The 18,812-nt window shown below is 58.8% G+C and carries 12 protein-coding genes and 1 pseudogene; all 13 read left to right on the forward strand.

From position 1 onward, the window contains the following. Position 1: 1 nt before the first annotated feature. Positions 2 to 1,396: a type VI secretion system-associated FHA domain protein TagH gene (gene tagH, locus ACTH5D_RS09675; protein ID WP_441670643.1), complete on the forward strand. Its 1,395-nt coding sequence runs from the start codon at positions 2 to 4 to the stop codon at positions 1,394 to 1,396. After that, on the forward strand, positions 1,393 to 1,947 hold the full coding sequence (gene tssJ, locus ACTH5D_RS09680; RefSeq protein ID WP_441670645.1) for a type VI secretion system lipoprotein TssJ: 555 nt from the start codon (positions 1,393 to 1,395) through the stop codon (positions 1,945 to 1,947). Before tagH ends, tssJ begins: the two co-directional genes overlap by 4 nt. Further along, positions 1,947 to 3,281 (forward strand): type VI secretion system baseplate subunit TssK, encoded by a 1,335-nt coding sequence (tssK, locus tag ACTH5D_RS09685; RefSeq protein ID WP_441670647.1) that lies wholly within the window; start codon positions 1,947 to 1,949, stop codon positions 3,279 to 3,281. Before tssJ ends, tssK begins: the two co-directional genes overlap by 1 nt. Positions 3,282 to 3,284: 3 nt before the next feature. Further along, positions 3,285 to 4,127, forward strand: coding sequence for a type IVB secretion system protein IcmH/DotU (icmH, locus tag ACTH5D_RS09690; RefSeq protein ID WP_441670649.1), 843 nt, complete (start codon positions 3,285 to 3,287; stop codon positions 4,125 to 4,127). 8 nt (positions 4,128 to 4,135) lie between these two features. Next, the gene (tssH, locus tag ACTH5D_RS09695) at positions 4,136 to 6,772 is read left to right on the forward strand and encodes a type VI secretion system ATPase TssH (protein WP_441670651.1); all 2,637 of its coding nucleotides are present in this window, start codon (positions 4,136 to 4,138) and stop codon (positions 6,770 to 6,772) included. A 4-nt stretch (positions 6,773 to 6,776) separates the two neighbouring features. Then, positions 6,777 to 8,327, forward strand: a complete 1,551-nt coding sequence (locus tag ACTH5D_RS09700) for a sigma-54 interaction domain-containing protein (RefSeq protein WP_441670653.1) — start codon at positions 6,777 to 6,779, stop codon at positions 8,325 to 8,327. Continuing rightward, entirely contained in the window at positions 8,324 to 8,989 is a 666-nt protein-coding gene (gene vasI, locus ACTH5D_RS09705; RefSeq protein ID WP_441670655.1) for a type VI secretion system-associated protein VasI, read from the forward strand. The genes ACTH5D_RS09700 and vasI overlap by 4 nt, the downstream gene beginning before the upstream one ends. Before the next feature lie 11 nt (positions 8,990 to 9,000). After that, positions 9,001 to 10,470 (forward strand): type VI secretion system protein TssA, encoded by a 1,470-nt coding sequence (tssA, locus tag ACTH5D_RS09710; protein WP_441670657.1) that lies wholly within the window; start codon positions 9,001 to 9,003, stop codon positions 10,468 to 10,470. Between the two features lie 39 nt (positions 10,471 to 10,509). Beyond that, positions 10,510 to 14,160 (forward strand): type VI secretion system membrane subunit TssM, encoded by a 3,651-nt coding sequence (gene tssM / locus ACTH5D_RS09715; RefSeq protein ID WP_441670659.1) that lies wholly within the window; start codon positions 10,510 to 10,512, stop codon positions 14,158 to 14,160. Then, positions 14,144 to 14,737 (forward strand): GNAT family N-acetyltransferase, encoded by a 594-nt coding sequence (locus tag ACTH5D_RS09720; RefSeq protein WP_441670661.1) that lies wholly within the window; start codon positions 14,144 to 14,146, stop codon positions 14,735 to 14,737. The genes tssM and ACTH5D_RS09720 overlap by 17 nt, the downstream gene beginning before the upstream one ends. A gap of 66 nt (positions 14,738 to 14,803) precedes the next feature. Beyond that, on the forward strand, positions 14,804 to 15,091 hold the full coding sequence (locus ACTH5D_RS09725) for a type VI secretion system PAAR protein (RefSeq protein ID WP_441670663.1): 288 nt from the start codon (positions 14,804 to 14,806) through the stop codon (positions 15,089 to 15,091). A gap of 1 nt (position 15,092) precedes the next feature. Beyond that, positions 15,093 to 17,108 (forward strand): annotated as a pseudogene (locus ACTH5D_RS09730) (type VI secretion system Vgr family protein); the annotation flags it as partial. Positions 17,109 to 17,168: 60 nt separating this feature from the next. Continuing rightward, the coding region (locus tag ACTH5D_RS09735) for a DUF6531 domain-containing protein (protein WP_441670665.1) at positions 17,169 to 18,812 on the forward strand (1,644 nt) is incomplete at its 3' end.

The raw sequence follows: 18,812 nt of genomic DNA on the forward strand, positions 1-18,812 counted from the left end.
CATGAACGCTAATCAGCTTGAAGCCATAACGTTAGTGGTGACTAACAGCGAACAGCTTGAAGGCCGCTCGGTCAGCAGCTTCGTCTTTCAGAAAGACGGCGGAACGCTGGGTAGCAGCCCTCATGACGATTGGCTGCTCCAGGATCACGGCGGGCAAATCAGGCCCAGCCATGCCGAAATCATCAAAATCGACGGCAAATATTGCTTGGTCGATCTAAGTGGCCATACCTACATAAACCGCACCACGCTGCCGGTGGGGCGCAACCGTAAGGTGGCGCTGCGCGATGGTGATGAGCTGCTCGTGGGTGAGTATTGCTTAAAGGTGCATCTAGGTGATCGGCATGCCTGGCAGCCCGGCGTTCATTCGCTTTCCCGGCTCATTGATGAAGAACATGACGACGTGACGGCTGACGCCACGCTATGGCCAGCGGGCGTCGGTGAAACGTTTAGCCATGAGGCCGAAAAGGGTGACCCTATTGAGGCATTGGGCGGTACTCAGCCAGGCTCTATTCAGCATGACCCAATGGTGGCCTTAGACCGCGATGAATCCGTTTCAGACGTCATAGAGCCGTTGGAGAGTGTGGCGTTTTCACCGCGCCAGATCTATCAAAGCGCAGACTATCAAGCGACAGGCTATCAGCAGTCCGCCTATCAAGAACAGAAATTTAACAAACCGTCTTTTAGCACAACTAGCACAACGACGCAGAGGAGTAGTGGCATGGATGAGCGGCAGCTAGACGACTTAGAGCGCTCGGTGGGTGAGCAATTGGAAGATCGCTGGCAAGCACCCGCAACGCAGGCGCTTGGCCATGTTGGCGCAGACCCGTTGCTCAAAGGCTTGGGGCTGGGTCTGAGCTTTCGTGACAGTGAAGAACAGCAGGCGTTTCTAGAGGAAGCGGGCCAAACGCTGCGTGCCACTATTGATGGCCTGCGGATACTGCAGCAGGCCCAGGATAATAGTAAATATCCGCTGCGCGACCGTCGCTTACAGCCGATTGAAGATAATCCTCTGCGGCTGGGGCAGTCCTACGAAGAGACCGCTGAAACTCTGTTTTCGGCCCAGCGTAGTCCTGTACATCTGTCCGCCCCTGAGGCCGTCGCCGAGTGCTTGCGCCATCAAGGCCAGCATCAAGCCGCTGTGGAAGAGGCCATTGGCCATGCGCTCGGGACTATTCTTGATGCGTTTTCACCCGAGGCGCTGTTAAAGCGTTTTCACGCCTACCGCGGTGCGGGGAATCGTATTGAAGAAGAAGGCGGCTGGGCGTGGGAGATGTATCACCACTATTACCGCGAGCTCAATTCAGGGCGCCAGCAAGGTTTTCAAAAACTGTTTTGGGAAGTTTTCGAGCAGGCGTATGACCAGTCGGTGCGTCGTCAGCAGCGGGAGGAGGCATGATCCGATCAAGCATGAGCGTGTCAACAATGGTACGGCTTGCTTGGCTGATGGGCGTCATTCTGCTGTTAGCAGGCTGTGCCTCAACCCGTGAAGCCACTGGAAAAACGTGGCAGGTCCTACGCGATCCCTCGATCCCCGTTGGCTATCCCGAAGACCGGCCCACCACGGTCGACCTGAGCATGATTGCTGAGCCGAACGTCAATCCAAATGTAGACGGTGAAGGAACGCCGCTGCGCTTTCAGGTGCTGCAACTAAAAGACGATTCCATGCTAATGGCTGCCGACTTGAGTCAGTTAAACCATGATTTAGAAGAAGCGCTAGGCACGAATTACCTGACCCATGACGACTTCACTTTACTGCCTGGACAGTGGAAGTTTTACGAACCATTCGAAGTCGATGAAGACACGCGTTACATCGGGCTGATTGCGTTCTATGCAACGCCCAACGAAGCCGAGTGGAAAAAGGTCGTCAAGGTAAAGGCGAGTGGCGAGCATTACCACCTGCTGGTTCACCTCCGTGACAACGAAGTAGAGCTAAGGAAGGAGGAATAATGGCCAGCCGAAACCGTGTGGTGTGGAGCGAAGGCTTATTCATCAAGCCCCAGCATTTCCAGCAGCAACAGCGCAGCCTAGAAGGCTTAATCGATACGCGTCTAAAAGGGGTTAGCCACTATTTATATGGCTTCCTATCGCTGGAACTGAACAGCGAGTTTTTAAGCTTTGGACGGATAGCGATCAGTCGCGCTAGTGGCATTATGCCTGATGGCGTTGCTTTTCACCTGCCCGCTGATGATATGGAGCCTAGCCCGCTAGAAATCAGCGATGCGAGCATTACCAACCAAGTGGTCTATTTAGGCCTGCCGCTGGCAACCGATGGCGTGGGCGAAGTGCGCTGGCCGGGCGATGATTTGCCGGCCCGCTATCGTCTCTTGTCACGCAGCGTGCGCGACCTACATTCCCGCGATGGTGATTCGGCAGACCTAGAAGTTGCACGCGTCTCCCCCCGGCTGCTTTTAGAACGTGATGATCGCAGCGGCTACGCCTGTTTGGCGGTTGCGCGTATTGTTGAGCGACGCCCGGATGGCAGCCTCGTGTTGGATGAGCAGTTCCTACCCACGCTGCTTAACGTGCAGGCGGCTTCTGGGCTTCAACGTTTCGTAGGTGAAATGGCCGGGCTAATGCGCGAACGGGCACGCAATATTGCTCAGCGTCTCTCGACGCCCCACCAGGCCGGCGTGGCCGATGTGACTGACTTCATGCTGCTTCAGTTGCTTAACCGTGCTCAGCCGCGTTTTCAGCATCTAGCACGGTTAGGTCAGCTCCATCCCGAGCGGCTTTACGACACCATGCACGAAGTGGCCTGTGAGCTAGTGACCTTTACCGATGAGTCGCGGCTGCCGCCAGAGTGCCCCGCCTATGACCACGACCACCCTGATCGCGCTTTCCGGCCGCTGATGAAGATGATGCGCCAGGCGCTTTCAACTGTGCTTGAGCCTCGTGCGGTGGCGATTCAGCTACAAACGCGCCGTTTTGGCTTGCTGGTGGCGCCGCTTTCTGATGTCAGCCTGATCGAGTCGGCGGAGTTTATTCTAGCGGTGCGTGCAGATATGCCCAACGAGCGGCTGCGCAAGCTTTTCTTACAGCAAACCAAAGTGGCCAGCGTCGAGCGTATTCGCGACCTTATCAGTCTTCAGTTACCCGGTGTGCCGCTTGAACCGTTGCCGGTTGCTCCTCGCGAGTTGCCTTATCACGCCGGTTATACCTACTTCCAATTGGACCGTCAGAGCGAAGCCTGGGGAATGCTCAACGGTGCCAGCGGGTTTGCCTTCCACGTCGCAGGGGAGTTCCCCGGCCTGGAAATGCAGTTCTGGGCCATCAGGAGTTAAGCCATGCAACATCTCACGACCGATGAGCGCAATTTGGCGCGTCCACGCACTGAGCGCAGCAAAGCGCGCCATGAAGACCTGATCAATGAGCGTGGCCTAGAGCATTTAATCCATAGCCACGCCGAGCAGTTGGATGCCGATGAGGACTACTGGTTTCGCCTGCGCGGCCACAATTTAAATCCACTGGTAGACGCTGCGAGCAGCCTGCTTGGCATGGTAGTGCGTGTGCGCCAGCTCGATAGCGCAGGCGATGTCGAGCGGCTTTATCGCCAGGTCGTCGACGAAATTGCCGCGATTGAAATCGAACTGACCGAACAAGGCTACGACCGGGCAACGCTGCTCGCTTACCGCTACGTGCTGTGCTCCTTCATCGATGAAGCGGTGATGGGAATGTCCTGGGGGCGGCAGAGTAAGTGGGCGGAACACTCCTTGCTAACGCGCTTTCATAACGAAACCTGGGGTGGCGAAAAAGTCTTTTCTATCCTGGCGCGGCTGCAGCAAGAGCCCAAGCGTTACCGCGACATGTTGGCCTTTATTTACCTATGCCTATGCCTGGGTTTTGAAGGTCGCTATCGAGTGATGACCCACGGTCGTGATGAGTACGAACAAATCGTTCGTGCGCTAGGTGACCAGCTTTCTACTCTGGATCAGCCCTCTGAAGAAACGCTTACGCATCCATTGCGTAACGTTGTTAACGCTCGCCAAGGGCGGCGAACGGGCTTTCCTATCTGGGGCATCTTTGGGCTATTTGGGCTTGCCATGGTGGCGGTATATATGGGCCTGTCATGGTCATTAGACCAGCAGGCTGAGCAGATTACCTCGCTTCTTAACCAAATCTATCGTTAGGAGATACCATGCTCAGGGTAGAGCTACCGGCGCTTATTGATCGGCTGAACCCGATCACCCGCCAAGGACTCGAACAAGCCGCGGTGCTGTGCGCACAGCAACAGGCGCCAGAAGTCGCGGCCGCGCATTTGCTGCAAGCGCTGCTGGATCAGCCGCTGTGCGATGTACGCTGCTTGTGCGAGCATTTCGAGATCGATACTGCGGCGCTGCGTGCCCAGTTGGCCGAAGAAACGCGCCCACCGCGCGATCTTGAGATCATCACGCCCAGCTTTTCACCGCTGCTGGTGGAGCTATTACAAGACGCTTGGCTGCTCGCCGCTACCGAATATCAGCACCGTGCATTACGCAGTGGCGCCGTGCTAACGGCTTTACTGCATAACGCTGAGCGCTATCTTGGCGCGGGTTCGGTGCGCCTGCTGGCGGATATCAATCGCGAAACGCTGCGCCGCCATTTAGAGCACCTGGCCGCTGAATCGGCGGAGGCTCCCAGTGACCCACCCGCAAACGCAGGGCGCCAGTCTGGCGTGGGGCCTGGAAGCGAGAAGCCTGGAAACGATAGTGCGCTGGCGCGGTTTGCCACCTCTTTAACCGAACAGGCACGCCAAGGCGAGCTTGACCCCGTGCTGGGGCGCGACCCGGAAATCGATCAGATGCTCGATATTTTGGGACGTCGGCGCAAGAATAATCCGATTGTGATTGGTGATGCCGGGGTGGGTAAAAGCGCCGTTGTGGAGGGGTTGGCAGCACGCATTGTGGCAGGGCAGGTTCCTGCAGCGCTAAAAGATGTTGAGCTACTGACCCTTGATTTAGGCGCCCTGCAGGCAGGCGCTGCCGTTAAAGGCGAGTTTGAAAAGCGCCTGAAAGCAGTGATTGATGAGGTGAAAAACGCACCGCGCCCTACGCTGCTATTTATTGATGAAGCGCACACGCTGATTGGTGCCGGTAATCAGGAAGGGGGCGGTGATGCGGCCAACTTACTCAAGCCTGCGCTGGCGCGTGGCGAGCTGCGCACCATTGCCGCGACCACGTGGCGCGAATACAAAAAGTACTTCGAAAAAGACCCCGCGCTTTCAAGGCGCTTCCAGCCTATAGCGCTCTCTGAGCCGAGCGTGGAGCAGGCGCTGGTGATTCTGCGCGGCCTGCGAGATGTTTATGAGCGTGCCCATGGGGTGCTGATTGGCGACAGCGGTTTGCGCGCCGCCGCGGCACTGTCGGCACGCTACTTGGCCGGGCGGCAGCTGCCAGACAAAGCGATCGACGTGCTGGACACCGCTTGCACGCGATTAGCACAGGCGTTAGACACGCCGCCGCGCAGGCTCAGCCATCTGCAAAGCGAGCACACCGCCGCATTGCGTGAGCGCGACCAGCTTGAGCGTGAGCGACTGTTGGGTCGCGAGCCCGATAGCGAAAACCATCACGTATTAACGGAGCGCCTAGCCACACTTGAGCAGGAGCTAGCAAGCCTAGAAGCCGCCTGGCAGGCGCAGCGTGAGTGTGTTGATGCGATTGTTGCGATGCATCGCCAGTTGCTAGACGCCACCAATAGCGATGCGCTGGATCAACTGCCTGAAGGCATTCATCAGGCGCTGGCCGAGCGTGAACAGCAGTTGACACAGCTGCAAGAAACCTTTGCGTTGGTTAATCCTAGTGTTGAAGAAGCACAGATTGCCCAGGTGATCGGCGACTGGACAGGTGTCCCGGTAGAGCGCATGACCAGCGATGAGCTAACACGGCTTACCGAGCTGCCTACTTATCTAGGCGAATTAATCCAGGGCCAAAGCAGCGCGGTAGAGCGCATTCACCGCCATCTGCTGACTGCCCGTGCGGATTTACGCCGGCCAGGGCGGCCCTTGGGGGCCTTCCTATTGGTGGGCCCCAGCGGGGTCGGTAAGACTGAAACCGTGGTGCAGATTGCCGATCAGCTGTATGGCGGGCGCCAGTTCCTGACCACTATCAATATGTCCGAATACCAAGAGAAGCATACCGTTTCTCGGCTAATTGGCTCACCGCCTGGCTATGTGGGCTTTGGTGAGGGCGGTCTATTGACTGAGGCGATCCGTCAGCGGCCTTACTCGGTGGTGCTGCTGGACGAAGTCGAAAAAGCGCATCCTGATGTGTTGAACCTCTTCTATCAAGCGTTCGATAAAGGTGAGCTGGCCGACGGGGAAGGGCGCTTAATCGACTGTAAAAACGTGCTCTTTTTCATGACCTCGAACCTTGGCTATGAGGCCATTGTCCGCCACGGCGACAACGCTGCCCAGCTTGATGCAGCGCTTTACCCTGTACTGGCTGAGTTCTTCAAGCCCGCACTGCTCGCCCGTATGGAAGTGGTGCCTTATCTACCGCTAGACGGCGATACGCTGCGCGATATCGCCAAAGCCAAGCTGCACACGCTGGCAACGCGTATTCGCGAACGCCATCGGCATGCGGATGTAGCGCTGGATGACACCCTGGTGGATGCCATTTGCCAGCGTGCCACCCGCAGTGAAAACGGTGCGCGCATGCTGGAGTCAGTGATTGACGGTGAGCTGCTTCCGCCGCTATCGCGCGCATTGCTCGAACGCATGGCGCGTCGTGAGCAGGTGACCCGCGTTGCGCTGGGTGTCGATGCTGAACTGGGCACCTTTACTGCGGAGGTCGCGTAACCCCATGACGCTGCTAGCCGCAATGCCGATTGCATTAACCCTAGTAGAGAGTGCTAACGCAGAGGCGTTGCGCGCGCGCGCAGCAACGCTGGTGCGGGCTGGTCTGGGCCTGGATGGCGCAGTGTGCCTCGCTGTAGAGGGCAGCGGCCGCTGGCTGGGGCGTGACGGCGGTGCCGCGCAGTTCGATTGCAGTGATTTTAGCCATCCCTACGCCCACGTTATTCGTAGCGGTAAAGCGCTAACGCTCAGCGTGGGGGACGCACGCACGCGCTTGGACCACCGTGCGTTTCAAACGCAAGTGGCGCGCTTAGCGGCGGGTAAATGCCTCCAAGTGAGGCCACTACGGGCAATAGACGGTGATCAAGAGTGGCTGGGTGTGCTGCTGATGATTGGCGAGCGGGATGCTCTTACCGCGCTTAATGACGAGCCCGGCATGGCGGCTTTTGAAGCATTGCTATGCAGGCTGTGGGCACGGCTTTCGAGAGAGCAGGGCGAGCGGCATCGTACGCGTGCGCTGCGTGATTCCCTCGCCAAACTTAACGACGGTGCCCGGCGCCAGGCGCTGGCAGACCAGCTAGCAGAAGACCTACTGGGACAGTCGGTGGCTATGCACACGCTGCGCCGCCAAGTGGTGAGAGCAGCAGAAACTAATCTGGCCGTTTTGCTGCAAGGCGAAACCGGGACGGGTAAAGATCGGGTGGCGCGTGCCCTGCACCAGCTTTCGGTGCGCTCAAAAGGTCCGTTTATGGCGATTAACTGCGCTGCTATTCCCGAAGCGTTGCTGGAGTCTGAGCTGTTCGGTCATTCCAAAGGGGCGTTTTCAGGCGCGGACCAGGCCCAGGAAGGGCTGATTAGCCAAGCCGACGGCGGCACGCTGTTTCTGGATGAAGTGGGTGATATGCCGCTGGCGCTGCAGGCCAAGCTGCTGCGCGTGCTGGAAAGCGGCCGGTATCGCCCTTTGGGGGCGAGCGAAGAACGCTGCGCCGATTTACGCATAGTGTCTGCAACCCATCAGCCGCTTCGCGAGCATATCCGCGTGCAGCAGTTTCGCGCCGACCTTTACTACCGGCTCGGCCAGTTCCCGTTGACCCTGCCCCCGCTTGCCGAGCGGCGCGATGACATCGCTCAGCTGGCGCAGTCGTTCATCACCGATTTCTGCCAGCGTGAAGAACGTGTCGAAATGGGTATTACGCCCGCGGCGCTGCGCTTACTGCACGGTCGCGATTACCCTGGCAACGTACGCGAGTTAAAAAACCTCATCGACTACGCCTGCGCTATGACCGCGCAAGGCACCGATATTGATGCCTACGTGCTGCCAGGAGAGCTTGAGAATGACGCGCCCGTAAATACGGCTCTGCCGACCAGCGGTGGCGCGTACGCGTTGCCGGACAGTATTGACGACTTGCGCCAGGCGCTGCGGGACGTCGAGTCCGACATTATTCGTCAGCGGTTGCTGCACTTTGGCGGCAACCGAGCGCAAACCGCTGAAAGTCTTGGCTTACCTAAGCGAACGCTGGCGCACAAGTGCCAACTGCTAGAACTGGATACCAAATGAAAATGACCTTACTGACGCGCCAATGGTCATGCAGGGCGCTGCTCATTATAGGCGCTGGCAGTAGCCCAGGGCTGTACGCCGATGCGGATCAAGCAGGACCAGAGAGTGTGCTGGATAACGCGCAGGCCTGTGCGGTAGAGCCCTCGCGTTTAGATCGGCTCAGCTGCTACGACGACGTGTTTAAACCAACGCTGACCACAACAAACGATTCAGAGCTATCCGACCTGTGGTACGCCATTGAGCGCCAAGAGGCAGGGCGAGATACACAGTCGCTAGGGCTAATGGTGGAACAAGCCGGCGATGATGTGTTGATGAGCGTACCTGCGCTGGGAACTACGCCGCCGCGCCCGGTGATGGTGATGGCCTGTGAGAAAGCGATCACTCGCTTCCAGCTGCACATGCCTGAACCGGTCAATGCGGCTCGCGTTGATCTTCAGCTTTCGACTAATGCGGGCAGTATTCAACAGCAGTGGCGCGCACGCGACGATGGCCATGTGCTTAACGGCGGCCGAGGCCTGCCCGCTATTGAGACGTTGCGACAGCTGCTTAACGCCAATGAGGTCACGCTGACAAGCGATGTCGCCGTGTTGAATGGTTTGCGTTTTGACATCACGGGCTTGCGCCAAGCTATTCAGCCCATGCGCGAAGCGTGCCGCTGGTAAGGGAGCCAACTATGCGTATTACCACCGCCGCTCATCTCGATCCCCTATTGGCCCCGCTGGCTAACAATGCAGACGGGCAGCCTGTGGGGGAGTCGCTTGAGGAAACCAGCGATTATCTAGCCCTTGATGCTGAAATGATGAAAGTCGGCTCGTTGCAGCATGCAAGTGTCGCGTGGGAAAGCGCTGAAGCGCTGGCGATTCGCATGCTGAGCGAGCGCGGCAAAGACCTAAAAGTGCTGGGCCATTTGCTGCACTGCCTACAGCACGATGGCAATGGCGTACGCTTTGCGCTGTCACTGCGCCTGTTAACGCGTGCTCTGGATCAGCCCTGGTGGGCGCATGCCTATCCCTTTAATGGCCCGCGGGGGGGCAAGCTGCGCCCACGGTTGTTTCAGCAGTTTACCCAGCGCAGCGTAAAGCTCGCCGCCGGGCTGGACTTTCATAATGCAGACGATGAGTTCGAGGCTTGCGATACCGCGCTAACGGAGCTGCAGGCACGCGTAGAGCAATACTCACTCCCCGGGCAAACGCTGAATGAGTTAAACCGCCAGCTCACTGCGCAGCGTCCTACTCAAACACCGTCTTCAGCCAATAGCGATAGCGCTACGCCACCGAGTGAGCGAAGCGAGACCGCGAGCAGCCAAGCAGGGCAGCAAGCGGCACCGACGGCTGAGGCGCCCGCGAAAGTGCCGGAGCTGCGCTTAGAGGCGGGTAACGAGCGCTCGAATCGTCAGGCGCTGCTCAAGATGGCAGACTTTTTGACCGAGCAGGCCTCGGGTGAACCGCTTGCTTACCGCCTTCGTCGCTACGCCGTTTGGAGTGCCATACAGGCGCTGCCTTCTTCTAAAGAAGGTGGGCGGACAGAGCTTGCGCCCGTTTCCGCCGACCGCATTGCCGGCTACCGAGAAGCCTTTGCGCGCGGCGGCGACAGCGACTTATGGCAGCGCATTGAAAACAGCCTAGCGGTCAGTCCCTATTGGCTAGAAGGCCACCGGCTGAGCGCTGGGATTGCCAAGCAGCTGGGGCATCCGCGCTGCGCTGAGGCGATCCGTGATGAAGCGCAGCGCTTTGTGCAACGCCTGCCTGGCATTGAGGTGCTGACCTTCAATAACGGTTCGGCGTTCGTCGACGATGAGACGCAGCGCTGGCTGCATAGCAGCGGAATGCCAGGTAACGGCGGGGCCAGTGGCGGTAATGATGCTTGGCAGGCAGGCTTAGAAGAGGCTCGCGAGGAGATAGAAAGTGGCGATATGGGGGCGGCATTAAAAGTGCTTGATCAAGGCCTTAGCGCCGCCCGGTCGCCTCGTGAAAGCGCCTACTGGCGTTTAGCGAGTGCGGACCTTTTGCATGAGACCGGCCTGGAAAGCCTTGCGCAGCAGCACTACCGCACATTGCATCAAACCATCACCGAGCTTGCGATGGAGCAGTGGGAACCATCGCTTGTGTCGCGGCTTCACGCGGCGGTTAAAGAAACGCACTAAACAATATTCATCAGTAACAGGGACGAGGGATAAAGGCTAATGTGGTCAACATTAACATCAAAGCTGAGCCGCTGGGTGCCTGGCTTGTCGCGGGCACAAACAGCGAAAAACCGTGCCAATGCACATGGTAATAAAGCGAAAGGGCTACTGCGGATCTCAACACTACTGTGGGTGGTTTTGCTCATTGTATTATTGGTCGCTATTTGGTGGCTGGGGCCGCGTTGGGAAATACGTGACGTCATGCCGCTTGCTCCGTTGACGAACCGCTTGTTGGCAACGCTGGCCGTCGTCACTCTTATTGCCGTGATCTGGGGAGTCCGCTTAGCGCGCCGGCTGCGCACCCTGGATGAAGAGCGGGAGCACGAAGACGCTCGCCAGCAAGACCCGATTATATCCCAGGTGGAGCAACAAGAAGCCTCGCTCGCCAGCGTGTTGACTGAAATCACGTCGAGCCTAGGCGGTGGCCATAACGGCCGCTATCGCCTGCCTTGGTACCTGGTGATGGGGGTCGAAAATGCGGGCAAAACCAGCCTGATAAATCGCTCCGGCCAAACCTTTGCGCTGACCCACGTGATGAAAGCATCCGGGCAGAGTAGCAAGCAGGGCCAGCTTGGCTTTGACTGGTGGATTGGCGACAAAGCGGTACTGATTGACCCCGATGGTGAGCTGCTAACGCAAGGCGCTATGGAGGGAGGTGAGCCTCAAGAGCTACAGCGCAGGCTGTGGGATCATTTTGTCGATTGGCTTGAGCGCAATCGCGCCCAGCGGCCGTTAGACGGCGTTGTACTGGTGCTGGATCTAGCCCGTTTAAGCCACGCCCAAGTGGCGGTGCGCAAAGCCTATGCCGCGCTGTTGCGAAGCCGTTTACGTGAATTAATGGAGCGCCACGGCACCCGGCTACCGGTTTACGTCACGTTTAGCAAAATGGACTTGCTGCATGGCTTTGACGACTTCTTCCGCCACTATTCCCGCGCAGCCCGCCGTGCGCCGCTTGGCTTTACCTTTTCAGCGGCTTCAATGGGCACGCCCGGCAAGTGGGAGTCTGAGTTCGAAGCTGATTATGACGCCATGCTGGCACGCTTGAACCAGCATATGCCGACCATGCTGTCCGAGTGCCGCGACCGCGATGAGCGTGAGTCGGTATTCCGGTTTGTGCGTCAGTTAGCGGGGCTGCGCGATGTGCTGTTCGGCTTTCTGACCGAGGCGCTGTCGAGCGATCGCTTCTCAACGGCGGCGATGGTGCGCGGCACGTATTTCACCTCGGTTTATCAGCAGGGCGTGCCGGAAGATCCGTTTGTTGATGCCGCCGCGCGCCGCTACGGCATGGGCGATACCGTGCAGCCTGCGCACCGGGCCACCCGCAGCGCGCTTTATTTCACCGAAGAGCTGTTTGATAAAGTTATTTATCCCGAGGCAGGCTTAGCAGGCGATAACACCCGTGTGACTCAGCGCCGCCGCCGGGCGCGCAATATCAGTCTGGTTGCCTGCTTGATTATGGGCGTTGGGCTGATCGGTGGCTGGGCGCATTTCTATCAGAAGAACAGCGTCTCTCTCGCCGCAGTAGAAGAGCGGGCGGCAACGTTTTTAGCCACTCAGCCTGAGGCGTTCCAAAGTGACGACCCCAGCGGCTATGAGTTTCTAGAACCGCTAGACAGGCTGCGCTATGCGCTGGAAACCTTTTCCGAATACCGCACGCACACACCTTACCTAGCCGATATGGGGCTTTATCAAGGACATATCATTGGCGCGCAGGTTGAGCGTGCCTATTTGGTGATGCTGGAAAATCAGTTCCTGCCGGCATTAATGATCGGCATCGTGGACGACATGAATCGCTCCGAGGAAGGCAGTAACGCGAAACTAGCGCTACTGCGCGTGCTGCGTATGATGTCAGACGCCAGTGGCCGTCAGCCTGAGCGGGTAGAGCGCTTTATGGCGCAGCGCTGGCAGGGCTACTTTCCTCAGCAGGGCGACGTTCAAGAGCGCCTGTTGACGCACCTTGACTACGCGTTGATACATAGTGATTTACAGGGGCATATTGCCGACGGTCAGCAGCGTGCTCAGCAGGCTATGGCACCGCTTCAAGGCAGCATCGAGGCTGCCCAGCAAGAGCTTTCTCGTCAGCCGGTTGATGAGCGGGTGTATACGTCCTTGAAAGTCGCCGGTAGCCGTCAAGGTGAACCGCTTGACCTGCGCCGTAGCGTCGGCACGCTGTTCAATACGGTATTTATGGCGCGCAATGACCAGGCCGAGTACGTGCAGCTGCCTCACTTGGTGACCCGCGACGGCTTCGAGAACTACTTCCTACAAGAGCTTGATCGGGCCACAGAGCTCGCGCTGATCGACGTGTGGGTGTTGGGTCAGCGCGATAACATTAACTTTAGCGAAGCCGATAAACAGCAGCTGCAAACGGCGCTGCGCGAATACTACGTGAGTGACTATCACGTTAGCTGGCGCGATGCCTTGCGCAATACGCAGTTAGTGCCTTTGCCGGACATTCATCAAGCCATCGTGGTGGCGGATGCGCTGGTGGGTTCACAGCGACCCTTAGACAGATTGTTGAACGCTGTTGAGCGTAATACCAGCCTTTACCCTGAGCTACCCGAGGATGACGAGCAGGCCCGCGCCGCGCTGCGTGAATCTCAGCGATACCAGCTAGCGCTGGCCATTGAGCAGCCCTTTACGCCGATTAACCAGCTCAGCCAGGCGCGTAATGACAATCCCTCGTCGCTTGAGGAAATTAAGGTAGCGGTCACTGAGCTGCGCAACTACTTGCAAGAAATTGAAGAATCGAGCGATGCAGAGCGTGCAGCCTTTATGAATGTACGTGATCGGCTTTCGCTGCGCGGTAACGACCCTATTTATAACCTACAGCGCATTGCCGAAAACACGCCGGAGCCGGTAGGCCGAATGCTGCATGATTTGGCTGATCAGAGCTGGCAGCTAATGATGGTGAGTGCCACGCGTCATTTGGAACATCTCTGGCTGGATGAAGTGGTCGCGCCTTATCAAGAGCGCCTAGCTGGCCGCTACCCGCTTGCCCCCGGCGCCACCAGTGAAGTCGCGCTTAGCGACTTTGAAGACTTCTTTGCCCCCAACGGCACCTTAGATGCCTTCTATGAAGAAAGCTTAAAGCCCTTCATTGAGGGCGCGCCCGAGTATTTGGTTGATACTGACGGTAATTCGCTATTACGCGATAGCCTACACACCGCCGTTCAACAGGCCGAGCAAATTCGTCGCGCCTACTTTAGCCGCGACGGCGCGCTGGATGTGGAGTTCGCCCTAGAGCCGGTGAGCTTAAGCCCAGACAAGCGGCGCAGTGTGATCAGCGTAGACGGCCAACTGATCGAATACGCCCACAGCGTCAGTCAGCGTGTTTCGATGATTTGGCCCAATACTTTACGCGGTGGCAATGAAAGCCGCGTCACTATGGTGCCTAGTGAAATCAACCGTTCGCCGCGCAGCATGACGCAAGACGGCGCCTGGGCCTGGTTCCGGCTGTTAGAACAAGCCGATATCACCAGTGTCAGCGAGCGGGAGCTGGAACTGCGCTTCAACGTCGATGGCGGCTCGATGCGTTACCGCCTGTTTGCTAACGGCTCGGCCAACCCCTTTACGCGCCCGCTAGCGGCGGGCTTCCAGTTGCCAGCGGCGCTCTACGCCGAGCGAGGCAGCAATGCTGACCAAACTTAAGCAACTGTTTAGCGCCGACACGTCTCAGCCAACGACGCGCCATAAGCATCAAAGCAGCGTAAGACGCGCCCGCCCCCCGCTAGTCGAGGCGCGCAGCGAGGACATCGACAGTTTTATCGAAGCGGTTTACCACGCGGATGCCAAGGGGCACTCACCGTGGGTGCTAAAAGATAAAAGCGTGCTGGAAACGTTGCGCCGGGCGCTGGAATTTACCGTTCACCGCGGCCTTTGGCTACAGCGCGACGAAGGTAAGGTTGCGCATTGGCAGGGCCGACTGTTGGCGCTACGCCATGGTGACGGGCCGCCGCTAGGCATGGTGCTGGCCTGTCGCCCTGATGATGAGGCTGCCTGGCAGCTGCGCTTTTTCTACATCAGCCAAGAGTGGAAAGGCAGCGGCCATGGCACCCGCTTACTCATGGCCGTGCGCCGCAGCCTCAGCGGTGTACCGCTGCAGACACGCCTGCCGTTGGTGTGCCACTCGGCCATCGATAGCCTGGAAGCCGCCGGCTTTACTCGCCAATACGTTGATGCCTTTGAGGTCGCCAGCTACGAAGCGCCCGCAAAGTGGGACGAATAAGCTCGATGAATAAGCCGCACGAATAAGCAGTCATGTAATGCAGTCATGTAATAAGGAGTACCCGCAATGGGCCAGCAATTTGTACTAGTGGGCGATATGGGAACCGACCACGACGGTTTTCCTGCTACGCCGGTAACCGCCGGTAGCGGCACGGTGCTAATGGACGGTAAGCCCGTCGCTCGCGTAGGCGACCCGCTCGCGCCACACGACAAACCCAGCCACTCCACGCATCCGCGCGCCATTGCACAGGGCTCGGGCACTATTTTTATCGACGGCAAACCCGCTGCACTGACGGGCCACGCGGTGGATTGCGGCGGTGTTGTGATTGGCTCTGGTTCAGGGGAGGGCGGCTGAAATGACAAGCACAGGCCTGCAATTTACCCTAACACTCCCCGGCGTTGATGATATCGCGGTGATTGACTTCACTCATCGCGAAGCGCTTTCCCAACCCTTTGAGCTGGTGCTGAACCTAGCGAGCCGGGACGGCAGCCTAGATGCCGCCGAACTGCTGGATCGCGAAGCCACCCTGATCATCTGGCAAGACGGCGAACCGTTGCGCCGGGTGCACGGTATCGTTAGCGAATTTGGTCAGGGCGACCGCGGCCACCGGCGCACCTTTTATTCGCTAGTACTGCGCCCCGCGCTCTGGAGGCTTTCGCTACGCCAGAACTCGCGGATTTTCCAGAAGACCGACCCGCTCACTATCATCAATACCCTGTGCGATGAGCGCGACATCACCGATGTGGCCTTTGCGGTGAACCGTGATCTTCCTGAGCGCGAGTACTGCGTTCAATATCGCGAGACAGATCTCGCCTTTATCGAGCGTCTAGCGGCTGAAGAAGGCTTGTTCTACTTCCATGAATTTGCTGAACGAGGTAAAGGCAGCGATGGCGGCGCCCACCGGCTGATCTTTGCCGACGACCCGCAAGTACTAACGAGCCTTGGCGAACGCACTTATCACAGCCGAGCCGGGGGCACTTCTCCCAGCCGCCATGTGCGCAAACTCAGCCACATCGCCCGGGTGGCCGCGGCCTCCGCCACGCTGAAAGACTACAGCTTCAAGAACCCGGTTTACGCCCAGTTGCACGAACATCTAGGCCGTGATGTCGAGACCCACGGTCAGCAGTCTGACTACGAGCATTTTGATTACCCCGGCCGCTATAAACAGGACGCCTCTGGAGAGCCGTTCGCTCGCATTCGCCTGGAACAGCTTCGCCGCGAGACCATTACCGCCAGTGCCGAAAGTGATCTGCCCGAGCTCGCGCCTGGCCTGCGTTTTACGTTGATGGATCATGACATCGATAGCCTCAACCGCGATTGGCAGGCCATTGACGTCAGCCACTTCGGTGAGCAACCCCAGGCGCTGGAAGAGGATGGGATGATTGTCGGTAAAGAGTCTCAGGGCGATGCCAACGGGATGACCCGCTACCACAACCAGGTCACGTTGATCCCCGGCAACGCCCCCTGGCGAGCGACCCTCAACCCCAAACCTCGCGTCGATGGGCCCCAGGTCGCCTTTGTGGTCGGCCCGGAAGGCGAAGAGATCCACTGCGACGAGCACGGCCGGGTCAAAGTGCAGTTCCCCTGGGACCGCTACGCCGAACCTAACGACACGGCCAGTTGCTGGGTGCGGGTTGCCCAAGGCTGGGCGGGCGGTGGCTACGGCAGTATCGCCATTCCGCGTATTGGCCACGAAGTGATTATCTCGTTCTTAGAGGGCGACCCCGATCAGCCGCTGGTCACCGGGCGTACCTATCACGCGGTGAATACCGCGCCGTACCCGCTGCCAGAGCACAAAACCCGCACGGTCATCCGTACCCAGAGCCACAAGGCCGAAGGCTTCAACGAACTGCGTTTTGAAGATGAAGCGGGTGAAGAGCAGATATGGCTCCACGCCCAGAAAGACCTGGAGCTGCTAACGCTTAACGACCGCACTGAAGAAATTCAAAACGACAGCCACCTTAAGGTACACAACAACCGCATCAGCGAGATCGACAACGACGATCATCACACGGTGCATAACAACCGCCACACCCAGGTCGACGGCGACGACCACCTGATGATCGACGGCACTCGACATGAGAAAGTTGGCCAGGCCCAGCTGCTGGAAGCCGGGCAGGAGATTCATCACAAGGCCGGTACGCAGGTTGTGTTAGAGGCCGGTGCGGAGATCACCCTCAAAGCGGGCGGAAGCTTTGTAAAACTCGACCCCAGCGGCGTAACCATTGTCGGCGCCCAGGTAAAAATCAACTCCGGCGGCAGTCCTGGGCGTGGCCAGGGGCAGGCGATTGTGCTGCCCAACCTGCCCGGAGAGGCCGAACCCGAAGAGAGCGAGGATGTCACTCTTGAACCTCATCAAACACCTCTGCTGAGCAGTGATATTGCCGCCGCCACACCGCTGGCCCTGAATGCTATCGACATTATCGATGGCCTGGCCGATGACTGTAGCGCTTGTGAGCCAGCGGTAGGCAGTCCCGTAAACCCGCTGCTGGGTGCTAAACTGCTGCCCGCCGAGACCGATTTTGCGCTACCGGCACCGCGCCCCTTTGTATTTAGCCGTGGGTATCTTTCCAGCAATGGGCGGATTGGGGTGCTGGGCCAGGGCTGGTCGCTACCCGGCGAAAGTCTTGCGATGACGCTTAGCGACGATGCTTGTATCGTCCATGATGCTCAGGGTCGAGCCATTACCTTTGGGCCGCTTGAACCCGGGCAGGCGCGTTTCTCTCCCACCGAACAGCTATGGATACGCCGCGGGGGGGCGTCAGCATCTCAAGACAACGCACAAAGTGACGATATCCGCTGGCAGGCGTTGGATGAGAAGCTGCGCCAGAATTCTGACCGCATCGTGCTTAGCGATGCAGGCGGCCTTTACTACGTGTTTGCCCGCCCTGACGACGCTACCGCGCGCTGGGCGTTGATCGAAGAACGCGACCGCAACGGCTATACCACACAGTATCAATGGGAAGCTGATCTATTGGTGCGCGTTATCGACAGCGCCGAGCGTCATTATCAGTTCGTCTACGATGCCTTGCTGCCCAAGCAGGTCGATGATGCAGGCCAGCGCCTGACCGGCGTCACGCTGGTTCAGGATCATGACGGCAGCGCTCAGAATGACTGGTTAGTGCGCTACTCGTATAGTCCCGTCGGGGATTTGATCGCTGTGCGCCACCGTCATGGTGAAGTGGTGCGTGAGTTCGAGTGGCAGGCTCACATGCTAACCGCCCATCGGGTGCCCGGCGGTATGGAAGCCCACTACACCTGGGATCGCCACGCTCCGGATGGCCGCGTGGTCGGCCAGCAGGAAGCCGGCGGCCTGGCGCGATCTTATACCTATCACGTTGATCACACTCAGGTAGCGGACAGCCTGGGCCGCGAAGAGCGGTATCACTTTGTGGGCAGCGGCCCCGGCCAGCGCTGGACCGCTCACACCCGCGCTGACGGCTCACGCATCGAGTTCCGCTACGACCGCGCCGGACGCAAGGTGGCGACGGTTGATCCGCTGGGCCGCGAGACGCTGATCGAACGCGACGAGAGTGGCCAGGTAATCGGCCAGACGACGCCTGACGGCCAGCGCTGGACGCTCAAACGTGACGCCATGGGCGATACGACCAGCGTGGAAGGACCTGAGAGCCAGCGCTGGCAGATCGCGCGCAACGAACGTGGCCAGCCGCTAGAAGTGACCGGGCCGGAAGGCACGACGGCGTTTGCCTATGACGATGAGCGTCTGCCCGACCGTCCCACCACAGTGACTGATGCAGTGGGCGCCACGCACCAACGCGAGTGGAACGGCTTAGGCCAGGTCACCGCCCAGATCGACTGCTCCCAGCAGCGCACGGCGTATGAATACGACCGCCACGGCTATCTAGCCAGCGTCACCAATGCGCTGGGGGAAACCACGCGCACCCAGCACGATGTGCGCGGCCAACGGCTGGCTACCCAACAGCCGGATGGCAACCACTGGCACCACCACTACGACCCCCAAGGGCGGCTGGTGGAGCTTGAAGGCCCGCAAGGCTTCCGCCAACAGTTCTTCTTTGATGATCATGGCCGCCCGGTGCAGCGCATCGAGGCCGAT

The sequence above is a fragment of the Halomonas sp. genome (assembly GCF_052095695.1).
Lineage (GTDB): Bacteria > Pseudomonadota > Gammaproteobacteria > Pseudomonadales > Halomonadaceae > Vreelandella.

Excerpts from the sequence above, each read along its gene's own strand:
- ACTH5D_RS09700 (WP_441670653.1), top strand. The coding sequence starts at position 6,777 with ATGACGCTGCTAGCCGCAATGCCGATTGCATTAACCCTAGTAGAGAGT.
- tssJ (WP_441670645.1), top strand. The coding sequence starts at position 1,393 with ATGATCCGATCAAGCATGAGCGTGTCAACAATGGTACGGCTTGCTTGG.
- tssM (WP_441670659.1), top strand. The coding sequence starts at position 10,510 with ATGTGGTCAACATTAACATCAAAGCTGAGCCGCTGGGTGCCTGGCTTG.
- tssA (WP_441670657.1), top strand. The coding sequence starts at position 9,001 with ATGCGTATTACCACCGCCGCTCATCTCGATCCCCTATTGGCCCCGCTG.
- tssK (WP_441670647.1), top strand. The coding sequence starts at position 1,947 with ATGGCCAGCCGAAACCGTGTGGTGTGGAGCGAAGGCTTATTCATCAAG.
- icmH (WP_441670649.1), top strand. The coding sequence starts at position 3,285 with ATGCAACATCTCACGACCGATGAGCGCAATTTGGCGCGTCCACGCACT.
- vasI (WP_441670655.1), top strand. The coding sequence starts at position 8,324 with ATGAAAATGACCTTACTGACGCGCCAATGGTCATGCAGGGCGCTGCTC.
- tssH (WP_441670651.1), top strand. The coding sequence starts at position 4,136 with ATGCTCAGGGTAGAGCTACCGGCGCTTATTGATCGGCTGAACCCGATC.
- ACTH5D_RS09720 (WP_441670661.1), top strand. The coding sequence starts at position 14,144 with ATGCTGACCAAACTTAAGCAACTGTTTAGCGCCGACACGTCTCAGCCA.
- tagH (WP_441670643.1), top strand. The coding sequence starts at position 2 with ATGAACGCTAATCAGCTTGAAGCCATAACGTTAGTGGTGACTAACAGC.
- ACTH5D_RS09725 (WP_441670663.1), top strand. The coding sequence starts at position 14,804 with ATGGGCCAGCAATTTGTACTAGTGGGCGATATGGGAACCGACCACGAC.